General features: G+C 48.2%; 20 protein-coding genes. 6 read left to right on the top strand and 14 right to left on the bottom strand.

All coding sequences use genetic code 11. From position 1 onward, the window contains the following. Positions 1 to 24 precede the first annotated feature (24 nt). The 5 genes from ACX1DY_RS16940 to ACX1DY_RS16920 form a co-directional block, all read right to left on the bottom strand. Entirely contained in the window at positions 25 to 759 is a 735-nt protein-coding gene (locus ACX1DY_RS16940) for an ABC transporter permease (RefSeq protein WP_458965364.1), read from the bottom strand. Positions 760 to 769: 10 nt separating this feature from the next. Next, a complete protein-coding gene (locus ACX1DY_RS16935) occupies positions 770 to 1,507 on the bottom strand; it encodes an ABC transporter permease (protein ID WP_458965363.1) in 738 nt (245 codons plus the stop codon). After that, on the bottom strand, positions 1,500 to 2,423 hold the full coding sequence (locus ACX1DY_RS16930; protein WP_458965362.1) for an ABC transporter ATP-binding protein: 924 nt from the start codon (positions 2,421 to 2,423) through the stop codon (positions 1,500 to 1,502). Before ACX1DY_RS16930 ends, ACX1DY_RS16935 begins: the two co-directional genes overlap by 8 nt. 156 nt (positions 2,424 to 2,579) lie before the next feature. Further along, positions 2,580 to 3,497, bottom strand: a complete 918-nt coding sequence (locus tag ACX1DY_RS16925) for a sensor histidine kinase (protein WP_458965361.1) — start codon at positions 3,495 to 3,497, stop codon at positions 2,580 to 2,582. A 7-nt stretch (positions 3,498 to 3,504) separates the two neighbouring features. Next, a complete protein-coding gene (locus ACX1DY_RS16920) occupies positions 3,505 to 4,212 on the bottom strand; it encodes a response regulator transcription factor (protein ID WP_458965360.1) in 708 nt (235 codons plus the stop codon). A gap of 208 nt (positions 4,213 to 4,420) precedes the next feature. Here ACX1DY_RS16920 and ACX1DY_RS16915 point away from each other — a divergent pair, with 208 nt between their 5' ends. Beyond that, positions 4,421 to 5,050: a DUF1796 family putative cysteine peptidase gene (locus ACX1DY_RS16915; protein WP_458965359.1), complete on the top strand. Its 630-nt coding sequence runs from the start codon at positions 4,421 to 4,423 to the stop codon at positions 5,048 to 5,050. A gap of 9 nt (positions 5,051 to 5,059) precedes the next feature. Here ACX1DY_RS16915 and thrS read toward each other — a convergent pair whose 3' ends face one another. Next, positions 5,060 to 6,973 (bottom strand): threonine--tRNA ligase, encoded by a 1,914-nt coding sequence (gene thrS, locus ACX1DY_RS16910; RefSeq protein WP_458965358.1) that lies wholly within the window; start codon positions 6,971 to 6,973, stop codon positions 5,060 to 5,062. A 482-nt stretch (positions 6,974 to 7,455) separates the two neighbouring features. Continuing rightward, positions 7,456 to 8,175 carry an HAD family hydrolase gene (locus ACX1DY_RS16905; protein WP_458965357.1) on the bottom strand — a complete coding sequence of 240 codons (720 nt, stop codon included), beginning with the start codon at positions 8,173 to 8,175 and terminating at the stop codon, positions 7,456 to 7,458. Positions 8,176 to 8,255: 80 nt separating this feature from the next. On the opposite strand from ACX1DY_RS16905, the gene ACX1DY_RS16900 reads away from it, so the two are divergent. Next, the gene (locus ACX1DY_RS16900) at positions 8,256 to 8,741 is read left to right on the top strand and encodes a DUF6803 family protein (protein ID WP_458965356.1); all 486 of its coding nucleotides are present in this window, start codon (positions 8,256 to 8,258) and stop codon (positions 8,739 to 8,741) included. A 301-nt stretch (positions 8,742 to 9,042) separates the two neighbouring features. On the opposite strand, the gene ACX1DY_RS16895 is transcribed toward ACX1DY_RS16900, so the two are convergent. The 3 genes from ACX1DY_RS16895 to msrA all read right to left on the bottom strand — a co-directional run bounded on the left by ACX1DY_RS16895 (position 9,043) and on the right by msrA (position 12,418). Then, complete coding sequence (locus ACX1DY_RS16895; RefSeq protein WP_458965355.1) at positions 9,043 to 10,431, bottom strand: sensor histidine kinase; 1,389 nt, start codon at positions 10,429 to 10,431, stop codon at positions 9,043 to 9,045. Then, positions 10,428 to 11,135, bottom strand: a complete 708-nt coding sequence (locus ACX1DY_RS16890) for a response regulator transcription factor (protein WP_458965354.1) — start codon at positions 11,133 to 11,135, stop codon at positions 10,428 to 10,430. The genes ACX1DY_RS16895 and ACX1DY_RS16890 overlap by 4 nt, the downstream gene beginning before the upstream one ends. Before the next feature lie 770 nt (positions 11,136 to 11,905). Then, entirely contained in the window at positions 11,906 to 12,418 is a 513-nt protein-coding gene (msrA, locus tag ACX1DY_RS16885; protein ID WP_458965353.1) for a peptide-methionine (S)-S-oxide reductase MsrA, read from the bottom strand. A gap of 216 nt (positions 12,419 to 12,634) precedes the next feature. On the opposite strand from msrA, the gene ACX1DY_RS16880 reads away from it, so the two are divergent. The 4 genes from ACX1DY_RS16880 to ACX1DY_RS16865 are packed head-to-tail and all read left to right on the top strand — an operon-like array spanning position 12,635 to position 15,387. Continuing rightward, positions 12,635 to 12,964, top strand: a complete 330-nt coding sequence (locus ACX1DY_RS16880; protein WP_458965352.1) for a PadR family transcriptional regulator — start codon at positions 12,635 to 12,637, stop codon at positions 12,962 to 12,964. Between the two features lie 13 nt (positions 12,965 to 12,977). After that, the gene (locus ACX1DY_RS16875; protein ID WP_458965351.1) at positions 12,978 to 13,841 is read left to right on the top strand and encodes a pentapeptide repeat-containing protein; all 864 of its coding nucleotides are present in this window, start codon (positions 12,978 to 12,980) and stop codon (positions 13,839 to 13,841) included. A gap of 13 nt (positions 13,842 to 13,854) precedes the next feature. After that, on the top strand, positions 13,855 to 14,619 hold the full coding sequence (locus ACX1DY_RS16870) for an ABC transporter ATP-binding protein (RefSeq protein ID WP_458965350.1): 765 nt from the start codon (positions 13,855 to 13,857) through the stop codon (positions 14,617 to 14,619). Next, complete coding sequence (locus tag ACX1DY_RS16865) at positions 14,620 to 15,387, top strand: ABC transporter permease (RefSeq protein ID WP_458965349.1); 768 nt, start codon at positions 14,620 to 14,622, stop codon at positions 15,385 to 15,387. A 102-nt stretch (positions 15,388 to 15,489) separates the two neighbouring features. On the opposite strand, the gene ACX1DY_RS16860 is transcribed toward ACX1DY_RS16865, so the two are convergent. The 4 genes from ACX1DY_RS16860 to ACX1DY_RS16845 are packed head-to-tail and all read right to left on the bottom strand — an operon-like array spanning position 15,490 to position 19,619. Further along, positions 15,490 to 16,506, bottom strand: coding sequence for a Gfo/Idh/MocA family protein (locus ACX1DY_RS16860; protein ID WP_458965348.1), 1,017 nt, complete (start codon positions 16,504 to 16,506; stop codon positions 15,490 to 15,492). A 16-nt stretch (positions 16,507 to 16,522) separates the two neighbouring features. Further along, complete coding sequence (locus ACX1DY_RS16855) at positions 16,523 to 17,611, bottom strand: Gfo/Idh/MocA family protein (protein ID WP_458965347.1); 1,089 nt, start codon at positions 17,609 to 17,611, stop codon at positions 16,523 to 16,525. Between the two features lie 32 nt (positions 17,612 to 17,643). After that, positions 17,644 to 18,408: a sugar phosphate isomerase/epimerase family protein gene (locus ACX1DY_RS16850; protein ID WP_458965346.1), complete on the bottom strand. Its 765-nt coding sequence runs from the start codon at positions 18,406 to 18,408 to the stop codon at positions 17,644 to 17,646. Between the two features lie 47 nt (positions 18,409 to 18,455). Beyond that, positions 18,456 to 19,619, bottom strand: a complete 1,164-nt coding sequence (locus tag ACX1DY_RS16845; RefSeq protein ID WP_458965345.1) for a Gfo/Idh/MocA family protein — start codon at positions 19,617 to 19,619, stop codon at positions 18,456 to 18,458. Positions 19,620 to 19,651: the final 32 nt, after the last annotated feature.

The following is a 19,651-nucleotide window of genomic DNA, read 5'->3' as shown; positions in this document are numbered from 1 at the left end:
GATTATGATGAATAGTTTGTAGCTTCAGTTATTTTTACTATGTTTTAGCCCTTTCAGTATAAAGGCAGAAAGGCAGCCGCAAAGCAGTAAGCTAATGCAACTAAGTAATACTTGACTTGTTGATGCATCATAGTAGCCAGAAATAGTAAAAACAGCCGTAATGGGATAAAAGGCTTTTAGGAAATTTGACATACTCATAAATAGTCCGGCAAAAGAATAAATTTCAGCAAATAATAACGCAAGCCAATATCCCTTTTTCATACGCGATACAAAAGCAATAATGGGTGAGATAGCAAGGAATATACCTAAGCCGTCTAGAAAATATGCTTTCAGAAAACCTAAAACCATTTCTACTGACAAATCAGAAAAATGTAAAATGGCCTCAACCAAAAATGTTATAGCAAAGAGCAGCAAGTAAAGGAGTATGCTGAACGCGAAAGTAACAATCATTTTTGCAGCGGTTAAGTTCGCTTCATTTACGGGAATAAGCCGCAGAGATTTTATAGTGTCCTCCTGTTCTTCACGACAAATCATATAACTGCCCAAAAGGGCAATGACCGCAGGAAGAACAAAAAAAGTTGCCCATGGTTGAGCCATAGTCATATACCAGCCTGCATTGTCTATATTCCGAGAGCCATCATACTCATCCTGCCCTCCTAAAAAAACAATGACCGCTACCATAACTGTTGCAAAAACTGTAATCCAAACAATATTTGAACGGCGAATCTTTTGACGTTCCGCCCAAAGTAATTTTCGCATGATTCACACCTCACTTTCTTCTTCCCAATGCGATATTTGCAAGTAATACTGCAACAATATCCCAAACGAAAATGCAAAGAAATGCTAAAGGAATGTTAATTGCTTGTGTAAATACAAGACCCGGAATATCTCCATTTCGCATGACAATAACTGCCATACTGGATAATGGGTGTAGATACATATTTACCGTCATTAAAATAAAGCCGAGAAAGATATAGACCAATGTTATAGAAACTGGGAGAATGTATCCTTTTTGCGACGCAGCTATTGCCAAAATCGGCAGCATTACAAAAGAAGTAATAACTCCAATCTCTAAACATTTTTTCAACAAATATAAAACGCTTCCCCATTCAAATGCGACATATCCGGGAAGTACACTGAACATAACAGAAGCAACGGCTGTAATCAGCATGAAACAAATGGAGTAAATCAAAACTACAAAAAATTTACTGAAAAAGTATCCTATTTTGCTGATAGGCACAATCCAAAGTTGTTTGAGCATATCGTGCTGATTTTCCTCGTACATAAGCATAGTGCAAAGTGTTCCCAAAACGACAGGCAAGATAAACCAAAGTGTATAACCAAACGCTGACCATCTATAAAACTGTACCGGATCGCCACCTGTTTCCCCCACATATTTGAAGTATAATAGTGCGAAAAAAGGCATAAAGAGGGCGGCCAACAACATTAGCCAGACAAGTTTCCTGCGGCGCAGTTTAAGGAATTCTGTCTGAATAAGTTTAAGCAATGCCTTCTCCTCCTGTGATTTTCTTGAAATAATCTTCCAAGGTGTCGTTGCAGAGTTGAGAGCTGATAACTGCCACCTCTTGCACCACAAGCGTCTTATTGACCGCCGCCATATCCAGAGAGGTATCATAGAGCCGCAGAATATGGTCGTCTTGTACAGAGTAGTCCTTGACCTTAAATTGCTGCTCTAAAATTAGAGAAGCTTTTGGCACATCGGAAACTTGTAGCAGGATATACTTGTTATTTTTCTTTTCCAGTTCGCTCATACTGCTTTCTTCCAAAAGAACGCCGTGGTCAATGATTCCAATATCATCAGCCAATAATGAGATTTCCGAAAGAATATGACTGGAGATAAGAATTGTCTTTCCGTGCGCGGCGCTTAAATTCTTAATAAAATCTCTTACTTCTGCAATGCCAATAGGGTCAAGACCGTTTGTAGGCTCGTCCAAAATCAGCAGTTCCGGGTCATGCAAAATAGCGTTCGCAATACCAAGACGCTGCTTCATTCCGAGGGAATACTTACTAAACAGCTTTTTGTCTTTATAAGGTAATCCTACTACTTTCAACGCGGTTTCAACTGCGTGTGGGGCGGCTGTACCACGCAGCTTCGCAAAAATGTCCAAGTTTTCCGTTCCTGTCAAATTTGGATAAAATCCCGGTGTTTCGATAATAGCACCGATACGGGGATATACTCGTTTTTCCCGGCCTTTGATATTCTTTCCGAATACATCTACCTCGCCAGAAGTGATAGAAGTCAACCCTAAAATCATTTTCATAATAGTGGTTTTCCCGGCTCCGTTGCGTCCTAACAGACCGTAGATCCGGCCTTTTTTTACATGGAGATTGACTGAACTAACTGCTGTCTGCTCTCCGTAAATTTTTGTCAGTTGTTTCGTTTCAATCACAAAATCATTCATATAAAATTTCCTCACTTTCAATAACTGTGCTTTCGCAATGTGGTAACCGATATAATGGCAGAAACAATCACAATTAAAGTATAAAACATTAACCTTGCCAAAACCTTGCCGTAACCTTGCTTTTATCTTGTTTTAGTAGCAAGAAAGCCCTGCGCTTTACAGGGCTTTAGGAAGTAATATTGTAAATATGGTTTCCGTACCGGGAGTGCTGTCAGCAGTGATAGTTCCTTTGTGAACGCTTACAAGCTCCTTAGCAATAGCCAATCCTAAACCATTTCCTTTTGCAACCCGTGAATGGTCACATTGGTACATTCTTTCAAAAATATGCGGGAGACTATCGGGGGATATTCCTTTACCGTTGTCTGTTATTACAATTTTGGCTTTCTGCTTATTTTCAAAAATACGCAGTGCCATTTTATCACCCTCACTGTGGGTAATAATATTCTGTAATAGATTATTGAGAATACGGGTATATGAGTTTGCGTCTATGCGCATGGAATACTCTGTTTCGGGTATATCAAATTCATATTCAAAATGGCTGTTTTCTAAAATAGGAACCCAATCAGCTATAATATTACGGGATAACTCATTCAAATCAAAAAGCTCGAAATGAAAAACCTGTTCCCCAGAATCCAATTTAACCCATTCAAACAGATTTTCTACAAAATGTTTTAGGTGATGGGCTTTATTAGACGCAACATGGATATATTCATCCTTTTCTTCTCCTACAACAATTTTACTTTCGATTGCTTCCAAATAACCAACCAAAGAAGAAAGTGGAGTTTTCACATCATGGGAAAGACTTGTCATTAGCCGTTTGTATGCCTGCTCTGATTGTTTTTGCTGAATAAGCCGTGATTGGCTGTTAATTGCAATTTCGTTAATATCATAACAAATTTGCCTTGTCATATCGCTTTCGCTTGCTAAAACCCGTCGATTAAGATTTCCGTTTTTTATATCTTCTAAAGCGTCTTTTATAAGTGTAAGCTGTGTTCGGACACGCCGCAAAACAGAACCAAGGTACGCTATAATAAGTAGGGTAAGAACCAACGCAAAAAGTAGATAAACACTCATATTTATGTCAAGCCTCCTTATTAAAACGATAGCCTACACCTCGGACCGTTAAAATATAAAATGGACAGTTGGGGTCTGTTTCAATCTTTTTTCGCAATTTGCTGATGAAAGACATAATGTTACTATCGTCAAAAGCATATTCTTCTTCCCACACTTGCGTATAAATCTGTTTTTTGGTAAATACACGCCCTTTATTTGTCGCCAGAAAGAAAAGCAGGTCAAATTCCTTTCCTGTAAGTTCCACGACATTATTATTCATAGTAACAATGCGGTTTGCTTTATCAATAACCATTCCTTTCAGCGTGATACACTCCGAATCTGTTTCAGTCATAGGATTTAAGGTGGTATAGCGTCGGATAAGGGAGTTGACACGAGCCATCAGCTCGTTAATGCTAAACGGTTTTGTTAAATAATCATCTGCACCAAGCCGAAGCCCGGAAACTTTATCTCCCTCGTCACTTTTAGCGGTGAGCATAAGCACCGGGAAATTACTTGCTTCCCTAATTTTTTTCAGAACTTGAAAACCGTCTATATCCGGCATCATTACGTCCAAAATTACAAGAGAAAGAGAGCTGCTATTTTTGTTTTCGTCAGCCAGACGCAGCCCCTCCACACCGCCATGTGCAATAATAGCAGATAAATTCTCTTGCTCTACACATTTTTTCATAAGAGCACAAAGCTCTTTGTCATCGTCTATAATCAAAACACTATTCATGTTGTAGCTCCTTTCCCCTCTTTATTCTGCCGTCAATCGGCTTTTCCGCGTCCTTTAGTATCAGCCACATATAACCGAGTTTTGAAACGCCCGGTATGCGGTTTTCCTCGCAAAGTTTTTGTACGCGCCGTTCTGAATGTGTTATCGTCCAATCGTTTTGACTCCGTTAGCCATTTAATAATAACAAATATCTAAGGGGGGGTTTAGCGTGCTTCTAAATGAAATTAACGGTACTTACGACAACATATTCAGTCTGGGTCACAATTGCCTGGCGGCAGACCAGTTGTCCCGGGCAATGTTAAGAACAATGGGCGGCGTAATCGACTGGATGGAATCACCGATTCTGGCAGGCGTGAGCAATTTGCTCCGCAATCGCTTCTCTCAGTTCATGGAGTTTCCCAATCTCAGCATTACCGGAATCAATCAGAAGGCTAAATGTTACATTGTGAAGGATGCGGCCTATCATATTTTTTCACATCATGACTTTCCTTTGACCCATAATACACCAGTAGAACTTAACAGCTATCCTGAACTTAGAGCGAAGGTTAACCGCCGCGTTCCACGGTTCCTGGAAACCCTTACGGGCTCCGGCAAGCTATTGTTCATTCGTACCGAAGGAACCATTCATGAAACTGGCGAGCTGTTGTCTGTGTTAAGCGGAATGATGCCAGGGAGTTTCAATCTGTTAGTGATTAATCATGCTCCTGTTGACGGAATCATCGAAACTCCCTGGCCATTCGACAATGTGTGCGCTTTACAAATTCCTAATGTTCCGGATATGTTTCACGATAATGATCATCTGTGGAAAATCATTCTGAGTGGCCTGAAAATCAGATAAGTCAGATGTTTATAGTCTGGCCGCAAGCTCACGGCGAATCTGCTCCAGGAGCGCTTCCACAGGCATTGAACCCAGATCACCTTCAGCCCGCTTTCTCACCGAAACAGTAGATGAGCTTTGTTCATTTTCGCCAAGCACAAGCATATAAGGCACTTTCTCCAATTGCGCTTCGCGGATCTTATAGCCCAGCTTCTCCTCCCGAAGATCAATCTCGGCGCGGATTCCGGCTTCCTGAAGCAACTGTTTGACCTGAAAAGCATAATCGGCGTAATTCCCGGACACAGGCAGCAGCTTCACCTGCACCGGAGACAGCCAGAGCGGAAAAGCGCCGCTGTAATGCTCAGTCACAATCCCCATGAACCGGTCAATTGAACCGTAAACAGCACGGTGGATGACCACCGGACGGTGCTTCTGGCCGTCTTCGCCGATATAACTCAGCTCGAACTTCTCCGGCATTTGAAAATCCAGCTGAATCGTCCCGCATTGCCAGCTTCTTTTCAGCGCATCCTGGATGTGAAAGTCAATCTTCGGCCCGTAAAAAGCACCGTCTCCCGCGTTCAGCCGATAAGGGATACCGTTGTTCTCAAGCACCTTTTGCAGCGACTGCTCCGCCTGATCCCATAGCTCTTCCGACCCCATATAGTCCTCGGGACGCGTGGACAGCTCGACCTTATACTCGAAGCCAAACACCTTGTAGATGTAGTCGATCAATTCCAGCACGCGGCCGATTTCAATTTCGATTTGCTCTGGAAGAACGAACAGATGGGCATCATCCTGGCAAAATGTGCGCACCCGCATCATCCCGTTCAGCGCGCCCGAAAATTCATGGCGGTGCACCTGCCCGAACTCGGCGAGACGGATCGGCAGCTCCCGGTAGGAGCGGAGGCTGTTCTTGAAGATCAGCATATGCCCCGGACAATTCATCGGCTTGAGCGCATATTTCGTTTCATCCACCTGAGTAAAATACATGTTGTCCTTGTAGTGGTCCCAGTGCCCTGACTGCTCCCACATCCGGTTGTTCATCATCAGCGGCGTGCGGACTTCCTCATAACCGTGAACCCGCAGCAGTCCGCGCGAGAAATTCTCCAGCTCCGTACGAAGAACCATGCCCTTTGGCAAATAAAACGGCATTCCCGGCGCTTCCTCAGAGAACATGAACAATTCTAGCTCCTTGCCCAGCTTGCGGTGGTCGCGTTTCCTTGCTTCTTCCAGCAGGTGCAGATGCTCTTCGAGCTGATCCTTCTTCAGAAAGGCAGTTCCGTAAATGCGCTGCAGCATTTGGTTATTGGAATCACCGCGCCAGTAAGCACCGGCAACACTCAGCAGCTTGAACGCCTTGATCCCTCCAGTCGATGCCAAATGCGGCCCCCGGCACAGGTCTGTGAACTCGCCTTGCTCATACAGGCTGATGACTTCTCTCTCCGGCAGGTCATGGATCAGTTCCAGCTTCAGGGGTTCCTCCCGTGCTTCAAAAAGCGCAAGCGCTTCGCTGCGGCTGACCACCCGCCGGACAATCGGCAGATTGGCCTCCACAATCTTGTTCATCTCCTGTTCGATAGCGGCAAGCTCCTCAGTAGACAGTGGTTTCTCAATATCAATATCATAATAAAAGCCGTCTTCGATTACCGGACCGATACCCAGCTTGACCTTGCGGTCTCCGTATATGCGTTTGATGGCCTGAGCCATTACATGTGCAGTGCTGTGTCTAAGGATGGACAGTCCCTCTGGACTACCCTCCAATACGATTTCAACGAGGCTGTCCTGCTCAATCGGCTGATGAAAGTCAACGAGCCTGCCGTCGATTTTACCGGCTACAGCTTGCTTCTTCAGACTTATGCTGATTGATTCCGCAACTTCGGCAATAGTGGTGCCGCGTGCATACCTCCTGATTGTTCCATCTGGCAGTGTTGCTTTGATCTCCATGATTGTGGCCTCCAATTCTTAGGGTTTGTTTGAATTTTGAACGCAAAAAAAACGCATCTCTCCCGGAAAGGGACGAGTGCGTTCTGCTCGTGGTTCCACCCTAATTTGATCTGCGATCATCTGGCCTCCCGGCTGTTCAGGCGGAAGACGATACACAGAATCCTCATTGGTATCCGTTATCGGGGATAAACCGGTGGCATTTACAGCCGCCCTAACAGCAGGGAGGGTTCAGTGCCACGGCTGCAAAGGGGTAACATCCTGCCGGTCTCTGTAAGAAGCTCTCACCTTTCACTTCTGTCTCTGGCCAGTCCGCGTAGGATATCATGTCTTTGGTCATCGCCTTGGATATGGTGTTGCTGGTTACATAATACTGAACCCCTTGAACAAATGTCAACCATTCAGAAAAAACAGGCTAATTCTCCTGCTTCGACGATATTTACGGAGAATGTGCAATTTCAGCATTTAGGTGATGTTAATATTTTTTACGTTAAGCGAGAAATAATCTCACCTATATCCTCCACATTGTTCGCGATATAATCTGCACCGGCACTTCGCAGCTCTTCCTCCGAGCCATACCCGACCATAACCCCGATAGACGGCAGGCCACAGGCTTTGGCGCCGATAATATCATGCTCGCGGTCCCCGATCATCAGCGATTCAGCTGCAGGAATATGGTTCTCGTCCAGCACGTGCTGAATAACCTCCTTCTTCTTGGAGCGGGTCCCATCCAGATTACTCCCGCCAACATACTTAAAAAATCCGTCCAAGCCATAATGCCGGAGAATCTCTTCGGCAAAAACCGTCGGCTTCGAAGTTGCCACGTACAGGTTCAAACCTCTGTCCTGCAGCTCCTCCAGCAATTGCGGGATGCCGGGGATCACCGCATTCTCGTACATCCCCAGGGTGCTATAGCGTTCACGGTAAAATTCAACCGCCTTCTGTGCATTTTCAGCGGTAAAGCCTTGGATTTCCACGAATGAATCATATAATGGCGGACCGATGTAAGTCAGAAGCTGGTCCAGATGCTCTACGGCAATATCGAACTTGCCCAGCGCGTACTCTACGCTTTTGGTAATTCCTTCTTTGGGGTCCGTTAAAGTGCCATCCAAATCAAATAAAATATTCTGCAATCTTCCCATATCCTTCGCCTTGCTCCCTCCAAAATCAATTGTGTCTGCCTCTTCTGCAGTTTTTTCAATCATACCTGTGAAACTACATACTTTCCACATACTTTTTTCATAACATCACTCTGTACGTTAATTAATCTATTGGAGGAACTAACATGAACATGACGCACTACATGTCACTGCTTGCGGATAATCAGCCGTGGAACCTGATTCTTTTTATGGCGATTCCCGTGATTTTTGCAGAGACCATTACGGTCACCGAATTTGTAATTCTGTTCACCAAAAATCTGAACGGGCCGCTTAGAGCCTTTAACCGTGTATGCAGTATACTGGCGGGGTTGTATTTTACCGGAGTGTTTCTCTATCTGTTCCCGACAGCCTTTGTCCCGCTCACAGCAAATGGCGAATGGCATACCTGGGTCGATGTAGTGGCAGTCAGCTTTTATTTGAGCGGAGTGATCTTCCTGCTGCCGCTGGCGCTGCTGGACCTCGGCCTCATCGCCCGCAAACGCAGTGAAGAAAGCAAGCTGAAGCTGCACTTCATCCTCATCAGCGGATTCCTGGTTGTAGCGCATGTCGCGATGATCTTCGGTATGATCAATCCGGAAATAGTGGGGGGAATGGGTGGAATGATGCATTGATGTTGGGGATGGGGAAATAAGAAAAAGTTGAAAAGTGGCGCGGCGTAACTGCGGGAATGTTTGGACTTCCGGCCGCTGTTATGTTTGGATTTCTTGATTGTATACCGCGATAGCGGTAGAAATCCAAACATAAAGGCGGACGCTGACGCTCCTCCAGTTCCAAAATTCCCTTCGTTACTTCCACTTTTTCAAAGTTTTTATTTCCCCCTCCTAGGTAGGGGGAAAGTAAGGAGCTTGCTTCAACCCGAAGTACTGTTGAAGCAAGCCTATCAAGTACGCTGCAAACCCTTATTATCGAATGTTAGTCAGCCATTGGGAACTTGACCTCACATCGGGTTCCGAACCCAACCTTGCTGGTGATGCGGATGGTTCCTCCAAGCAGCTCGACTAGCTTGTTTACAATCGAAAGGCCCAGGCCGGTTCCTCCATACTGGCGCGAACGGGACTTTTCTACCCGGTAAAAGCGGTCAAAAATATACGGAAGCTCATCCTCAGGGATTCCGATTCCGGTGTCCTCAACAATAAAAATAGCCGCATCGCCGGTATAGTTCAATTCCACGCGGATCTCACCGCTTTCTGTATAGCGGACCGCATTTTCCAGCAGATTCATGACAATTTGCTCCATACGTTTGCTGTCCCCGCGCATTTCAGCAGCTTGTCCGCTGTAACTTACTGTAAGCTTAAGCGCTTTTTCCTTGGCGGTTAACTCCACTTTGCGGACGGCCTGCTCCACGATTTGCCCCAGCTCAACCCACTCCAGATTCAGTGGAATTCTGCCTTCCTCCATCTTCGCCAGCTCAAACAGATCGTTCACCAAATGCTGAATGCGATGCGCTTCCTGGTCGATGATGCCGAGATACAGATTTTTTTCCTCATCAGTCTGGTACAATTCCTCTTTCACTACCTTGGCATAGCCTTGCAGATAAGTAATCGGCGTCCGCAGCTCATGAGAAATGTTAGCCAGGAACTCCTGTCTTGTGTCCCTATAGCGCTGCAGATCGACTGCCAAATCATTGATCGCTCCGGCCAGGAACCCGATTTCATCGTTGCCGCTGATCGTCAGCCTGGTCTCCAGATTCCCCGCCGCAATCTTGCGCGTCGCCTTCTGCATCTGCACCAGCGGACGCGACAACACTCTGGCCAGAATCCAGGTGATGCCAAGAGCCAGGACAAAAGCTCCTACCCCCGAGAGTAAAAGAATATCCCGCACCGAAGCCAGCGACTGCTCCATGCTTGCCGTGGATGACATCACATATAGTGCAGAGCTGATCGTGCCTCCGCTTGATATGGGTTGTCCAGTGATAAAATAGCGGTGTCCGGCGGGGTCTTTATACATAATGCTTACACTTGAACCGGAGAATATCCGTTTTAAATCCGCAGCTTGAATAAATGAACGGTCGGCAGAATCGTGAGCGCCGGAATGCATACTTACCCTGCCATCCCGGGAAATGTTAAAAATACTCACATTAGAAAACTCAGCAAAGGTCCGCATCATTTGTTCCTTCGTGGTATCTTTGGACTCTGCCATTACGGTGAAGTGGGAAGCCAGCTCTTCGGTCTCCGTCTTCATCTCTTTATAGTAAAAGCTGCTGAACATCCGGTCTATGGCAGCACCAAGAAACAGCAGTACAATCAGAAAAACCGACATGATCACAAGCCCGAGCTTGAAGCCGATGATGTTGTTTTTCATTCTGGTGTACCGGGAATCTGAAATTTGTAGCCTAACCCCCATACAGTTTGCACGGGATTGTATTCCAGCCCCGCCTTTTGCAGCTTTTCGCGGATATTTTTGATGTGAGTATCAATGACACGCGTTTCTCCGCCGTAATCATTTCCCCACAGGCGTTCAACCAGATCCTCTCTGGTGAATACCCGTTGGGCGCTTCGGGCGAGCATGGACAATAAATCGAACTCCTTGAGGGTAAAATCAACCTTTTGCCCTTCGATATGCACCTCCCGGGCTTCGGGATAGATTTTGAGCCCCGGATACTCCAGCAGCTCCACTGGTGTTTGCACATTCCGGCTCATGGCGGAGCGGCGCAGCAGTGAATGAACCCGCGCAAGCAGCTCCTCCGGTTCAAAGGGTTTGGTTAGATAATCATCGGCGCCGATGCCCAGCCCATGCACCTTATCCTTCGTTTCAGTTCTCGCTGTAAGCATGAGAATCGGAACCTGCCCCTTCTCCCTGACCGCACGACAGACCTGCCAGCCATCCATATCCGGCATCATCACATCCAGCAAAATCATATCAAACGGGTGCTTCTCCACCAAACTGAGCGCTTCATGCCCGGTAGCCGCTTCCTGTGTGGCAAAGCCCTCCTTCAGCAAATAAATGCGCAGCAGGTTGCGCATGTTCCATTCGTCGTCTACAATCAGAATTTGTTGTTTTGGCAAGTGGTTCACCCTTTTCTTGGCTTGTGTAAAATGAAATAAAGGATACTGGTAACCATTCCGGTGTATCGGCGTAACTGCGGGGAATGTTTGGATTTCCGGCCGCTGTTATGTTTGGATTTCCTGATTTTATTCCGCTGTTCGCCGGTAGAAATCCAAACATAAAGGCGGACGCTATCGCTCCTCCAATTCCAAACTTCCCCTCCATTACTTCCCACCTTAATGAAACCAATGTACTTTATTTCATTTTATATTTTTTATTATATCGAAAAACAGGAACAAGCCGGCAACGGAAACTGCCGGCGGCTTGGCCTGTATTAAGCCGTATTGCTCCGCTCTCGCGAATCCAATAGAAGTATACAGGATTAATATGTAGAAAGAATGTAGAGAGAATGCATAACTTTGAGCCCGCATTGGTAGGACTGAAATAAATAAGAGGAGAAAGCCCCGCTACTTTTTATCAAAGCCCCATTATCCACAAGTTAAGGGGAATACCTCTCTGTATAATCCTCAAATCTACCACGGAAAGGGCTGCCAGCCAAACTTAGGAGGACGATTTCCCTCTATTCTCCTAAAGTGCCTGTTCCTGTCCAGAATAGAGGGCGATTTTCCCGCTAGTTTTATGATCACTTCTTTTTCGTACCGTTCCGGTACTGGCACAAAATAGCTCTTCCTTCTCCTTCCTTTAGTCAATTACCACATATAGATTACTACAAAAGAGAAAAGCCTTATCTCTCCAGAAAACAAGAGATAAGGCTTTTCTAAATTCTCTCCTACCAATGCTTCGCAATGAAGGTGTCGCGTCCGGATTGCTCGCGGTCCTCTTTATAGTGCTTCGGATTCTTTTTGTGATAGTCCTGATGGTATTCTTCAGCCCGGTAAAAGACCGGCGCAGGCAGAATTTCTGTAACCACAGGTCCCTCAAATCTGCCGCCGGCTGCAACCTGCTCCCGGGAAGCCAAGGCGGCCAGGCGCTGCTCTTCACTATAGTAAAATACCGCAGTCCGGTACTGTGTTCCCCTATCCTGGAACTGTCCGCCGTCATCGGTCGGATCAATCTGCGGCCAGAACAGCTCCAGCAGCTTCTCATACGGGAATAGTGCCGGATCAAATGTGATCTGCACAACTTCATAGTGTCCTGTCGTTCCGGTCTTGACCTGCTCGTAGGTTGGATTCTCTACTGATCCTCCTGCATAACCAGAGACAATCCCGTGAATTCCGGGCAGCTCCTCAAAAGGCGTAACCATACACCAGAAGCAGCCCCCCGCAAACATTGCCTGTTCCATAATCAGTATCCCTCTCTCTGTCTATCATTGGAATCAGTATACAGAAGCCTATAAAACTGAGCAATAAAAACTAAAAATTTATGAAGTTCTAAACAAAAATTCAAAGTTGGAACCTTTATAGAACGACAGTATTCGCCGAGACAAAGTATTATAATCAAAACACTACCTTGACAGTAATAGTAATATGCCGTATCATGCAAATATGGAGGTGATTAAATGAGCGAGAACAAAATCACATCCGACCTGCTGCGCGGTCATACTGATACGATGATTTTACGGCTCTTGTCCGAAGCTGACCGCTACGGCTATGAGATTGTCAAGCTGATTGCCGAGCGCTCGGGTGGTGAGTATGAATTAAAGGAAGCCACAATGTACTCCAGCGTCCGCAGGCTTGAGGCGGATGGTGATATTGAGTGGTATTGGGGCGATGAGTCTCAGGGGGGACGGCGTAAATATTTTAGAATTACCGAAAAAGGCAAGGACGCTTACGCCCGCAACAAAAGTAACTGGGAGTACGCAAAACGTGTGCTTGAAAACTTATTATAGGAGGCCTGATGTTATGAATGAGAAATTGACAAACTATTTGAACGGCGTTTTCGCACCATACGACGGGGTAAAAAGCGTCGCCGAATTAAAGAATGACCTTCTTTCCGATTTGCAGGAGCGGTTCCGTGAGCTCAAAGCCGAGGGCAAGGACGATGAAACCGCTTTTGAAATGACCATTGACAGCATCGGCGACATTGAGCAAACGGTACAAGAGGTGGCTAACCTCTCCCGCTCGCTGGAACGGCAGGTACTGACAAACTTTAGCGGAAGCAACCTGGCGAAAAGCGACTTTGCGGGCGTTATCGCGCATAAGGGAAAATTTGAAGGGAGCGCGTTGCTCGGCGCCGACTTTACGGGCGCTGACCTGACGGGCAGCACATTTGCGAGCAGCGATATGCGTGAAGCTATTTTTGATAATGCAAATCTGACTGATTGCAACTTATCCACCCTCGACCTTTCGAATGCAAGCTTCCATAAGTCCATCCTTGTACGTACCAACATCAGCAAATCGGGGCTAGACGGAGCAAAATTCATAGGTGTAAAACTGACCGACGTCAAGCTGACCATGGCCGATATAAGGAAAACAATCTTTGAAAACTGTGTCTTCGACGGCGCGGAGTTCAAATATTCCGATCTGGGTGGGGTCTGTTTTGACGGGCAAACCTTCATCGGCGTCAAGTTTGACAAGTGCGCTCTGAATGAAGCTACCTTTAAGGGTGCAACACTTAAAAATGTGTCCTTCCCTGTGTCGTACCTCTCCAAGAAGTATTACCGTGCCATCAAGACCGTCTGCTTTGACGGCGCGATGATGGATAAGTTGACCTATGCTGCCCTTAAAGGCATGGAAGCCGATTTGTCAAAGGTTACGGTTATATAAGGAGGGGAAAAATATGCAAAACAAGTCGTCGATTCAAGTGATTGGGCTGCAAAAGTCCTACAAGCAGCAGCAAGTCCTAAAGAGCGTTGATTTCGAGGTGGAAAAAGGCAGTATTTTCGCCCTGCTCGGCGGAAACGGCGCGGGCAAGACAACGATTGTCAAAATCCTAACCACGCTGTTGAAACCGGATGGAGGAACTGCCACCGTCAACGGATTCGATGTTGTATCACAGCCTGACGGCGTACAGCAGTCGATCAGCCTGACCGGGCAATTCGCCGCCGTGGACGAGATATTGACCGGACGGGAAAATCTGATCATGATCGCCAAGCTGCGGCACCTCAAAAACCCGGGTCAAATCGCGGATGTTTTACTGAACCGCTTCGGCCTGACCGACGCCGCCGGCCGCAGGGTCTCCACCTATTCGGGCGGTATGCGCCGCAGGCTCGACATCGCCATGAGCCTTGTGGGAAAACCGCAGATCATTTTCCTCGACGAGCCGACTACCGGGCTTGACCCTGAAGCACGCATCGAGGTTTGGAAGACGGTCAAAGAGCTTGCTAATAATGGCACGACGGTATTCCTGACTTCGCAATATTTGGAGGAAGCCGAACAGCTTGCAGATCGAATTGCCATTTTGCATGAGGGCAGAATTATCGCAGGCGGCACGCTTGAAGACCTGAAAAAGCTGTTCCCGCCCGCAAAGGTGGAGTATGTTGAAAAACAGCCGAGCTTGGAGGAAATCTTCCTCGCAATCATCGGCAAGAAGGAGGAAAAATAAATGGAAGCGGCAAAGAGATACTTTTTCAGCGACATGGGCGTTATGCTTGGACGTTCGATGCGCCATATTACCCGCAGCATGGACACCATCATCACGGTCACCATCATGCCGATTGCGTTTATGCTGCTGTTCGTTTATGTGTTCGGCGGCGCGATTCGTACGAGCACGGATAACTATGTGAATTACCTGCTGCCCGGCATCCTGCTGATTGCGATTGCAAGCGGGATCTCCTATACGTCCTACCGCCTGTTTATGGATATGCAGCGGGGAATCTTCGAACGGTTTCGCTCCATGCCAATCGCACGTTCGGCCGCATTGTGGGGACATGTGCTGACCTCGCTGGTATCCAATGCGATTTCGGTTGCCGTCATCATTCTCGTGGCGCTCATTATTGGCTTTCGTTCATCGGCGGGGCTGCTGCCATGGCTTGCAGTAGCCGGCATCCTCATGCTGTTCACACTGGCGTTGACTTGGGTCGCGGCGATTGCCGGACTGTCCGCCAAAACAGTGGATGGCGCAAGCGCCTTTTCCTACCCGATTATCTTCCTACCCTTTATCAGCTCAGCGTTTGTGCCAACCGAGTCGATGCCATCAGCCGTTCGCGTCTTTGCCGAAAACCAGCCGGTGACCGCGATAGTGGAAGCCATTCGTGCGCTGCTGTCAGATCAGCCAGTGGGCAATGATATATGGGCCGCTCTTGCGTGGTGTGTCGGGATTTTGCTCGTAGCATATTTTTTTGCGATGAGGGTTTATAAAAAGCGGGTGTGAAATGGCTAAAGAAGGTTATTTAGAGGAAAATGCCAAGCCGGTAGACATATTCATCGGCTTGGCATATATTTTTGCAATATGAGACTCCGGTGGTGATTAAAATCAATTTGTGGGCTTGGAACTGGCGTTTGCGCTGCACCGGTATATCCCGGCAATCACCTCAAGAGCTTTTATTCCCTCGGTGCCGTCAATCCAGAAATGCCGGCCTTCGCGAATGTGGGTATAGAAGTCATGAATCAACCGCTGGTGGCCTGTGCCCCAGTAGGATTTGCCTTCAACCTTGCCGGAGGAAGGTTCACATAGCAGCGTTTCATGTCCATCCTTCCAAAGATACAGGCAGTCCCTGCGCTGAAGCAGCGTGCCCTGCTCGAAGACAAGCTCCAGTTCGACAGGAGAATTCACCAGATACGCATTGGTCCCGTAGAATAGGCCGCGCACCTTATTTGTGAATTGAATGCAGGCATGCGCCGTATCCTCGACCTCGATTACACCATCCAGCACATCGGTGGTCACACTCCCTTTTACGGAAGCTATTTCGCCGCCGAACCACTGAAGCAAATCCAGCGTATGGATCGTCTGGTTGATCAGCACACCGCCGCCTTCCGTAGCCCATTTTCCTCTCCAGGGGCTGTCCCTATAGTAAGCTTCGTTTCGTTGCCAGGTCACAATTCCCTTCATGCAGCGCAGCCCGCCAAGTACGCCCGAATCAATAGTCTGCCTAATCCGCACAGAGGAGTCATTATAGCGGTTCTGAAAAACTACGCCAAGCTGAGCTTTGCTGACCGTCGCGGCTTCTGCCATTCGCATGGCGGATGGAACGTCAACAGCCATCGGCTTCTCCGTCAGCACCTGTTTACCCGCCTGCAGGAAATCAATCGCCATCTGCCCGTGTTGATAATGCGGCGTACAGATATGAACAATGTCAATATCCGCTCTGTCGAGAAGTTCTCTATAGTCATAGACGGCTTCTCCGCCGTATTCCTTGGCAAATTGCTCCGCATGCTCCGGTTGGCTGTCGGCAACGGCTACAAGTTTTGTTCCTTCCATTGATGCAACCGCTTTGGCATGCAAAGGAGCAATCGAACCACAGCCGATGATGGCTGCTCCGAGTGTACTCATTCAGTTCACCTTCCGATTATTTTAACGTATCCGGGGTAAGATTGAGCGCTTGGGCCTGTGCCTCCAGGCATAGCTCTGCCGCCTTGAATACATGCGCCTGAGACATGGCCAGCTCGGTGCGCTGCAGACAGTCAAGAATAAGCTCCCCGAAAAATGGATAGCCGACCTTTCCAGCCACATGCTCATAATGCTCACCCTCGCCATCTACCCAAAACACATGATCCGTTGTGCTTGAACGGGCAATATCAGTGTATTTGCGCAGCTCTATATATCCATCTGTACCCAAAATTGTTGTGCGGCCGTCCCCCCATGTGCCAAGACCCTCTGGAGTGAACCAATCCACGCGAAAATATTGGGTTGCCCCATTATCTCCCGCCAGCGTCGCATCCCCAAAATCCTCCAGCTCCGGGTAGGCGGCGTGATTGTAATTGGCAACCTTGCTGTGCAGCACCTTGGCGTCCCGGCAGCCGCTGTAAAAGAGAAACTGTTCGATCTGATGGCTGCCGATATCACAGAGAATCCCGCCATACTTCTCCCGCTGGAAGAACCAATCGGGACGGCTTGGTGCATTCAGACGATGCGGTCCCATCCCTATCACCTGAAGCACACGGCCAATCGCTCCCTGGTTGATCAATTGTCCAGCGTAGACCGCACTCTCCACATGCAGACGTTCGCTGTAATACACCATATATTTTTGCTTCGTCCGTTCAGCCTGGAGCCGGGCCGCATGCAGCTGATCCATCGCAGTAAAGGGGCCTTTATCCGTGAAATAATCCTTCCCGTGAGCCATCACTTTGATGCCAAGCGCACCTCTCTCTGAAGGAACGGCAGCAGCAGCAACCAGGCGGACAGCCGGGTCCTCCAGAATCTCTTCCGCACTGCGGGCAGCCCGGACACCCTGAAATGCGCCTGTGAAGGCTTTTACCTTATTGATGTCCGGGTCATACACCCATTTCAGTTGTGCTCCCGCTTCCACCAGTCCATTGCACATTCCATAGATATGCCCGTGGTCCAGCGCCATTGCGGCAAATACGAATTCTCCCGGTCCCACTACCGGTTTGGCCTCATGCTTGGGGGCGTAATTCATTCCATCTTTACGGCTCACCTGACGATCCCTCCCGAATCTGATTAAAAAGCTTATAGCTGCGTATGCAGATACTTCAGGCTGATTGCCAGACTCTCAAAAGGATCCCGCCGGCATTCATCCTGCTCCACAACAAACCACTCCACACCTGTCTCGCGGCAGGCTGCAATAATAGCTTCGTAGTTCATGTTCCCTTCACCAATTTCAGCGAACACCGGCTGTCTGGCGATATTCGCCATATCCTTGAAATGCACCACCTGCATTCTGCCGTTCACCTTATGTATCCAATCCACCGGACTGCCGCCCCCGGCTTGAACCCAGTATAAATCCAGCTCGAAGCCGAAGCTGGCAGGATCGGTCTCCTGCAACAGCAGCTCAAGTCCGGTTATCCCGTCCAGCCGCTCAAATTCAAAATCATGATTGTGATACACAAACTGCAGACCATGCCGCTCCTTCAGAACATGAGCTATTTCGGATGCTTTGCGGGCGAAGCTGCGGTAGCCTTCCTGACTGGTACGGTATTCTTCGGGTAAGCCGCCCAGGCCGATGTATTTGCAATTCCACAACTTGTGCTCTGCGGCCAGCGCATCCAGATCATTCACCAGCCGGTCCCAAGAGACATGAGTTGCACAAATCACTAGACCGGCTTCATCGGCATATTGCTTAACCAGATGCGGATCAATTGGGCCAATCGCTGATATTTGCACCGCTTTATAGCCGATGTCCCGCAGCTTCAGAAAGCTTGCTCTCAAATCTTCCGCCGTCCGGGTGAATTCCCGTAAGGTATACATTTGCGCAGCAATGGTTGAGGCTTGCATAAATAAGCTCACTCCTTAATCTATTTTGATGGCAAAATAACAACAGCCTAGTGCGTGCCCGTTACATCAAGCGTAGTCTGCACGGCTGCTTCCTTGCGGAAGGTTGACTGCCGTACCTTATCCATAAGCATCTCATGAAACCGCCCGCTGTCGATGGGAAGCTCCACCCAATTGTCTGTCCAGGCGGACAGATACATGGCATTGGAGAGGGTCAAGCCGAGGATGCCTTCTTCCCCAGGCGCGAGCAAAGGCTCGTTATGCAGAATAGCGTTCGTAAAATTACGAAGGATGCCTACATGCTGCTCCCCACCGCCCTCTGCTACGGGGATCTCGCATTTCCAGCACTCCGGTGCCCCGAAGCCGCCGGTAAATTCCGCGTTAAAGACCGGCTCCGGTGTGCGTAGCCTCCAGAAGGTCAGCTTTCCGTCTTCAATCACGATTTTTCCGTTGTCACCGTTAATTTCAAAGCGGTTCGTGCCCGGCGCTTCACCAGTCGTTGTGACGAACAGGCCGGTTGCCCCGTTTGCGTATTCCACATACGCGGTTACATCATCCTCGACCTCGATCTTGCGATATTTTCCAAAATGGCAAAAGGCCCGGATGCGCTTCGGCATCATTCCCGTTGTCCACTGCCAGAGATCGAGCTGATGCGGGTCCTGGTTCAGCAGCACTCCGCCGCCCTCTCCTGCCCAGGTCGCCCGCCAGCCTCCCGAGTCGTAATAATTCTGCGATCTGTACCAGTTCGTAATGATCCAGTTCGTGCGGCGGATTTCGCCAAGCTCACCCGATTGAATCAGCTCCCGCAGCTTCTGGTAGAGCGGATTCGTCCGCTGGTTGTACATAATGCCAAATTTACGGTCCGACTTGGCAGCGGCGTCATTCATCTCCTGCACAGCCTGCGTGTAGACACCTGCGGGTTTTTCGATCAGGACATGAAGCCCATGCTGCAACGCTTCAATCGCCAGCGGCGGATGATCATAATGCGGGGTGGAGATCAATACAGCGTCGATGCTTTGTGATGCGAACAGCTCTGCCACTGATCTGTAACGCCTGATCTGTTCCGGCAGATGCTCTGCAGCCCACTCCAGCCGCTCAGGGCTGATATCGCAGACTGCGGTCAGCTCCGCCCCTTTTACATTACCCAGCAGACTCAAGGCATGGGCCCGGCCCATATTGCCGACCCCAATAATGCCGTAACGCACTTTTGTCATTTTTCAAATACCTCCCAAAACGAGCTTATGTT

This window comes from Paenibacillus sp. BAC0078 (assembly GCF_054483875.1).
This window is presented reverse-complemented; position numbering and strand designations above follow the sequence as displayed.

Coding starts and splice junctions, on each gene's coding strand:
- ACX1DY_RS16940 (WP_458965364.1), bottom strand. CDS start 759: ATGCGAAAATTACTTTGGGCGGAACGTCAAAAGATTCGCCGTTCAAAT.
- ACX1DY_RS16930 (WP_458965362.1), bottom strand. CDS start 2,423: ATGAATGATTTTGTGATTGAAACGAAACAACTGACAAAAATTTACGGA.
- ACX1DY_RS16925 (WP_458965361.1), bottom strand. CDS start 3,497: ATGAGTGTTTATCTACTTTTTGCGTTGGTTCTTACCCTACTTATTATA.
- ACX1DY_RS16920 (WP_458965360.1), bottom strand. CDS start 4,212: ATGAATAGTGTTTTGATTATAGACGATGACAAAGAGCTTTGTGCTCTT.
- thrS (WP_458965358.1), bottom strand. CDS start 6,973: ATGGAGATCAAAGCAACACTGCCAGATGGAACAATCAGGAGGTATGCA.
- ACX1DY_RS16905 (WP_458965357.1), bottom strand. CDS start 8,175: ATGATTGAAAAAACTGCAGAAGAGGCAGACACAATTGATTTTGGAGGG.
- ACX1DY_RS16900 (WP_458965356.1), top strand. CDS start 8,256: ATGAACATGACGCACTACATGTCACTGCTTGCGGATAATCAGCCGTGG.
- ACX1DY_RS16895 (WP_458965355.1), bottom strand. CDS start 10,431: ATGAAAAACAACATCATCGGCTTCAAGCTCGGGCTTGTGATCATGTCG.
- msrA (WP_458965353.1), bottom strand. CDS start 12,418: ATGGAACAGGCAATGTTTGCGGGGGGCTGCTTCTGGTGTATGGTTACG.
- ACX1DY_RS16880 (WP_458965352.1), top strand. CDS start 12,635: ATGAGCGAGAACAAAATCACATCCGACCTGCTGCGCGGTCATACTGAT.
- ACX1DY_RS16875 (WP_458965351.1), top strand. CDS start 12,978: ATGAATGAGAAATTGACAAACTATTTGAACGGCGTTTTCGCACCATAC.
- ACX1DY_RS16870 (WP_458965350.1), top strand. CDS start 13,855: ATGCAAAACAAGTCGTCGATTCAAGTGATTGGGCTGCAAAAGTCCTAC.
- ACX1DY_RS16865 (WP_458965349.1), top strand. CDS start 14,620: ATGGAAGCGGCAAAGAGATACTTTTTCAGCGACATGGGCGTTATGCTT.
- ACX1DY_RS16860 (WP_458965348.1), bottom strand. CDS start 16,506: ATGAGTACACTCGGAGCAGCCATCATCGGCTGTGGTTCGATTGCTCCT.
- ACX1DY_RS16850 (WP_458965346.1), bottom strand. CDS start 18,408: ATGCAAGCCTCAACCATTGCTGCGCAAATGTATACCTTACGGGAATTC.
- ACX1DY_RS16845 (WP_458965345.1), bottom strand. CDS start 19,619: ATGACAAAAGTGCGTTACGGCATTATTGGGGTCGGCAATATGGGCCGG.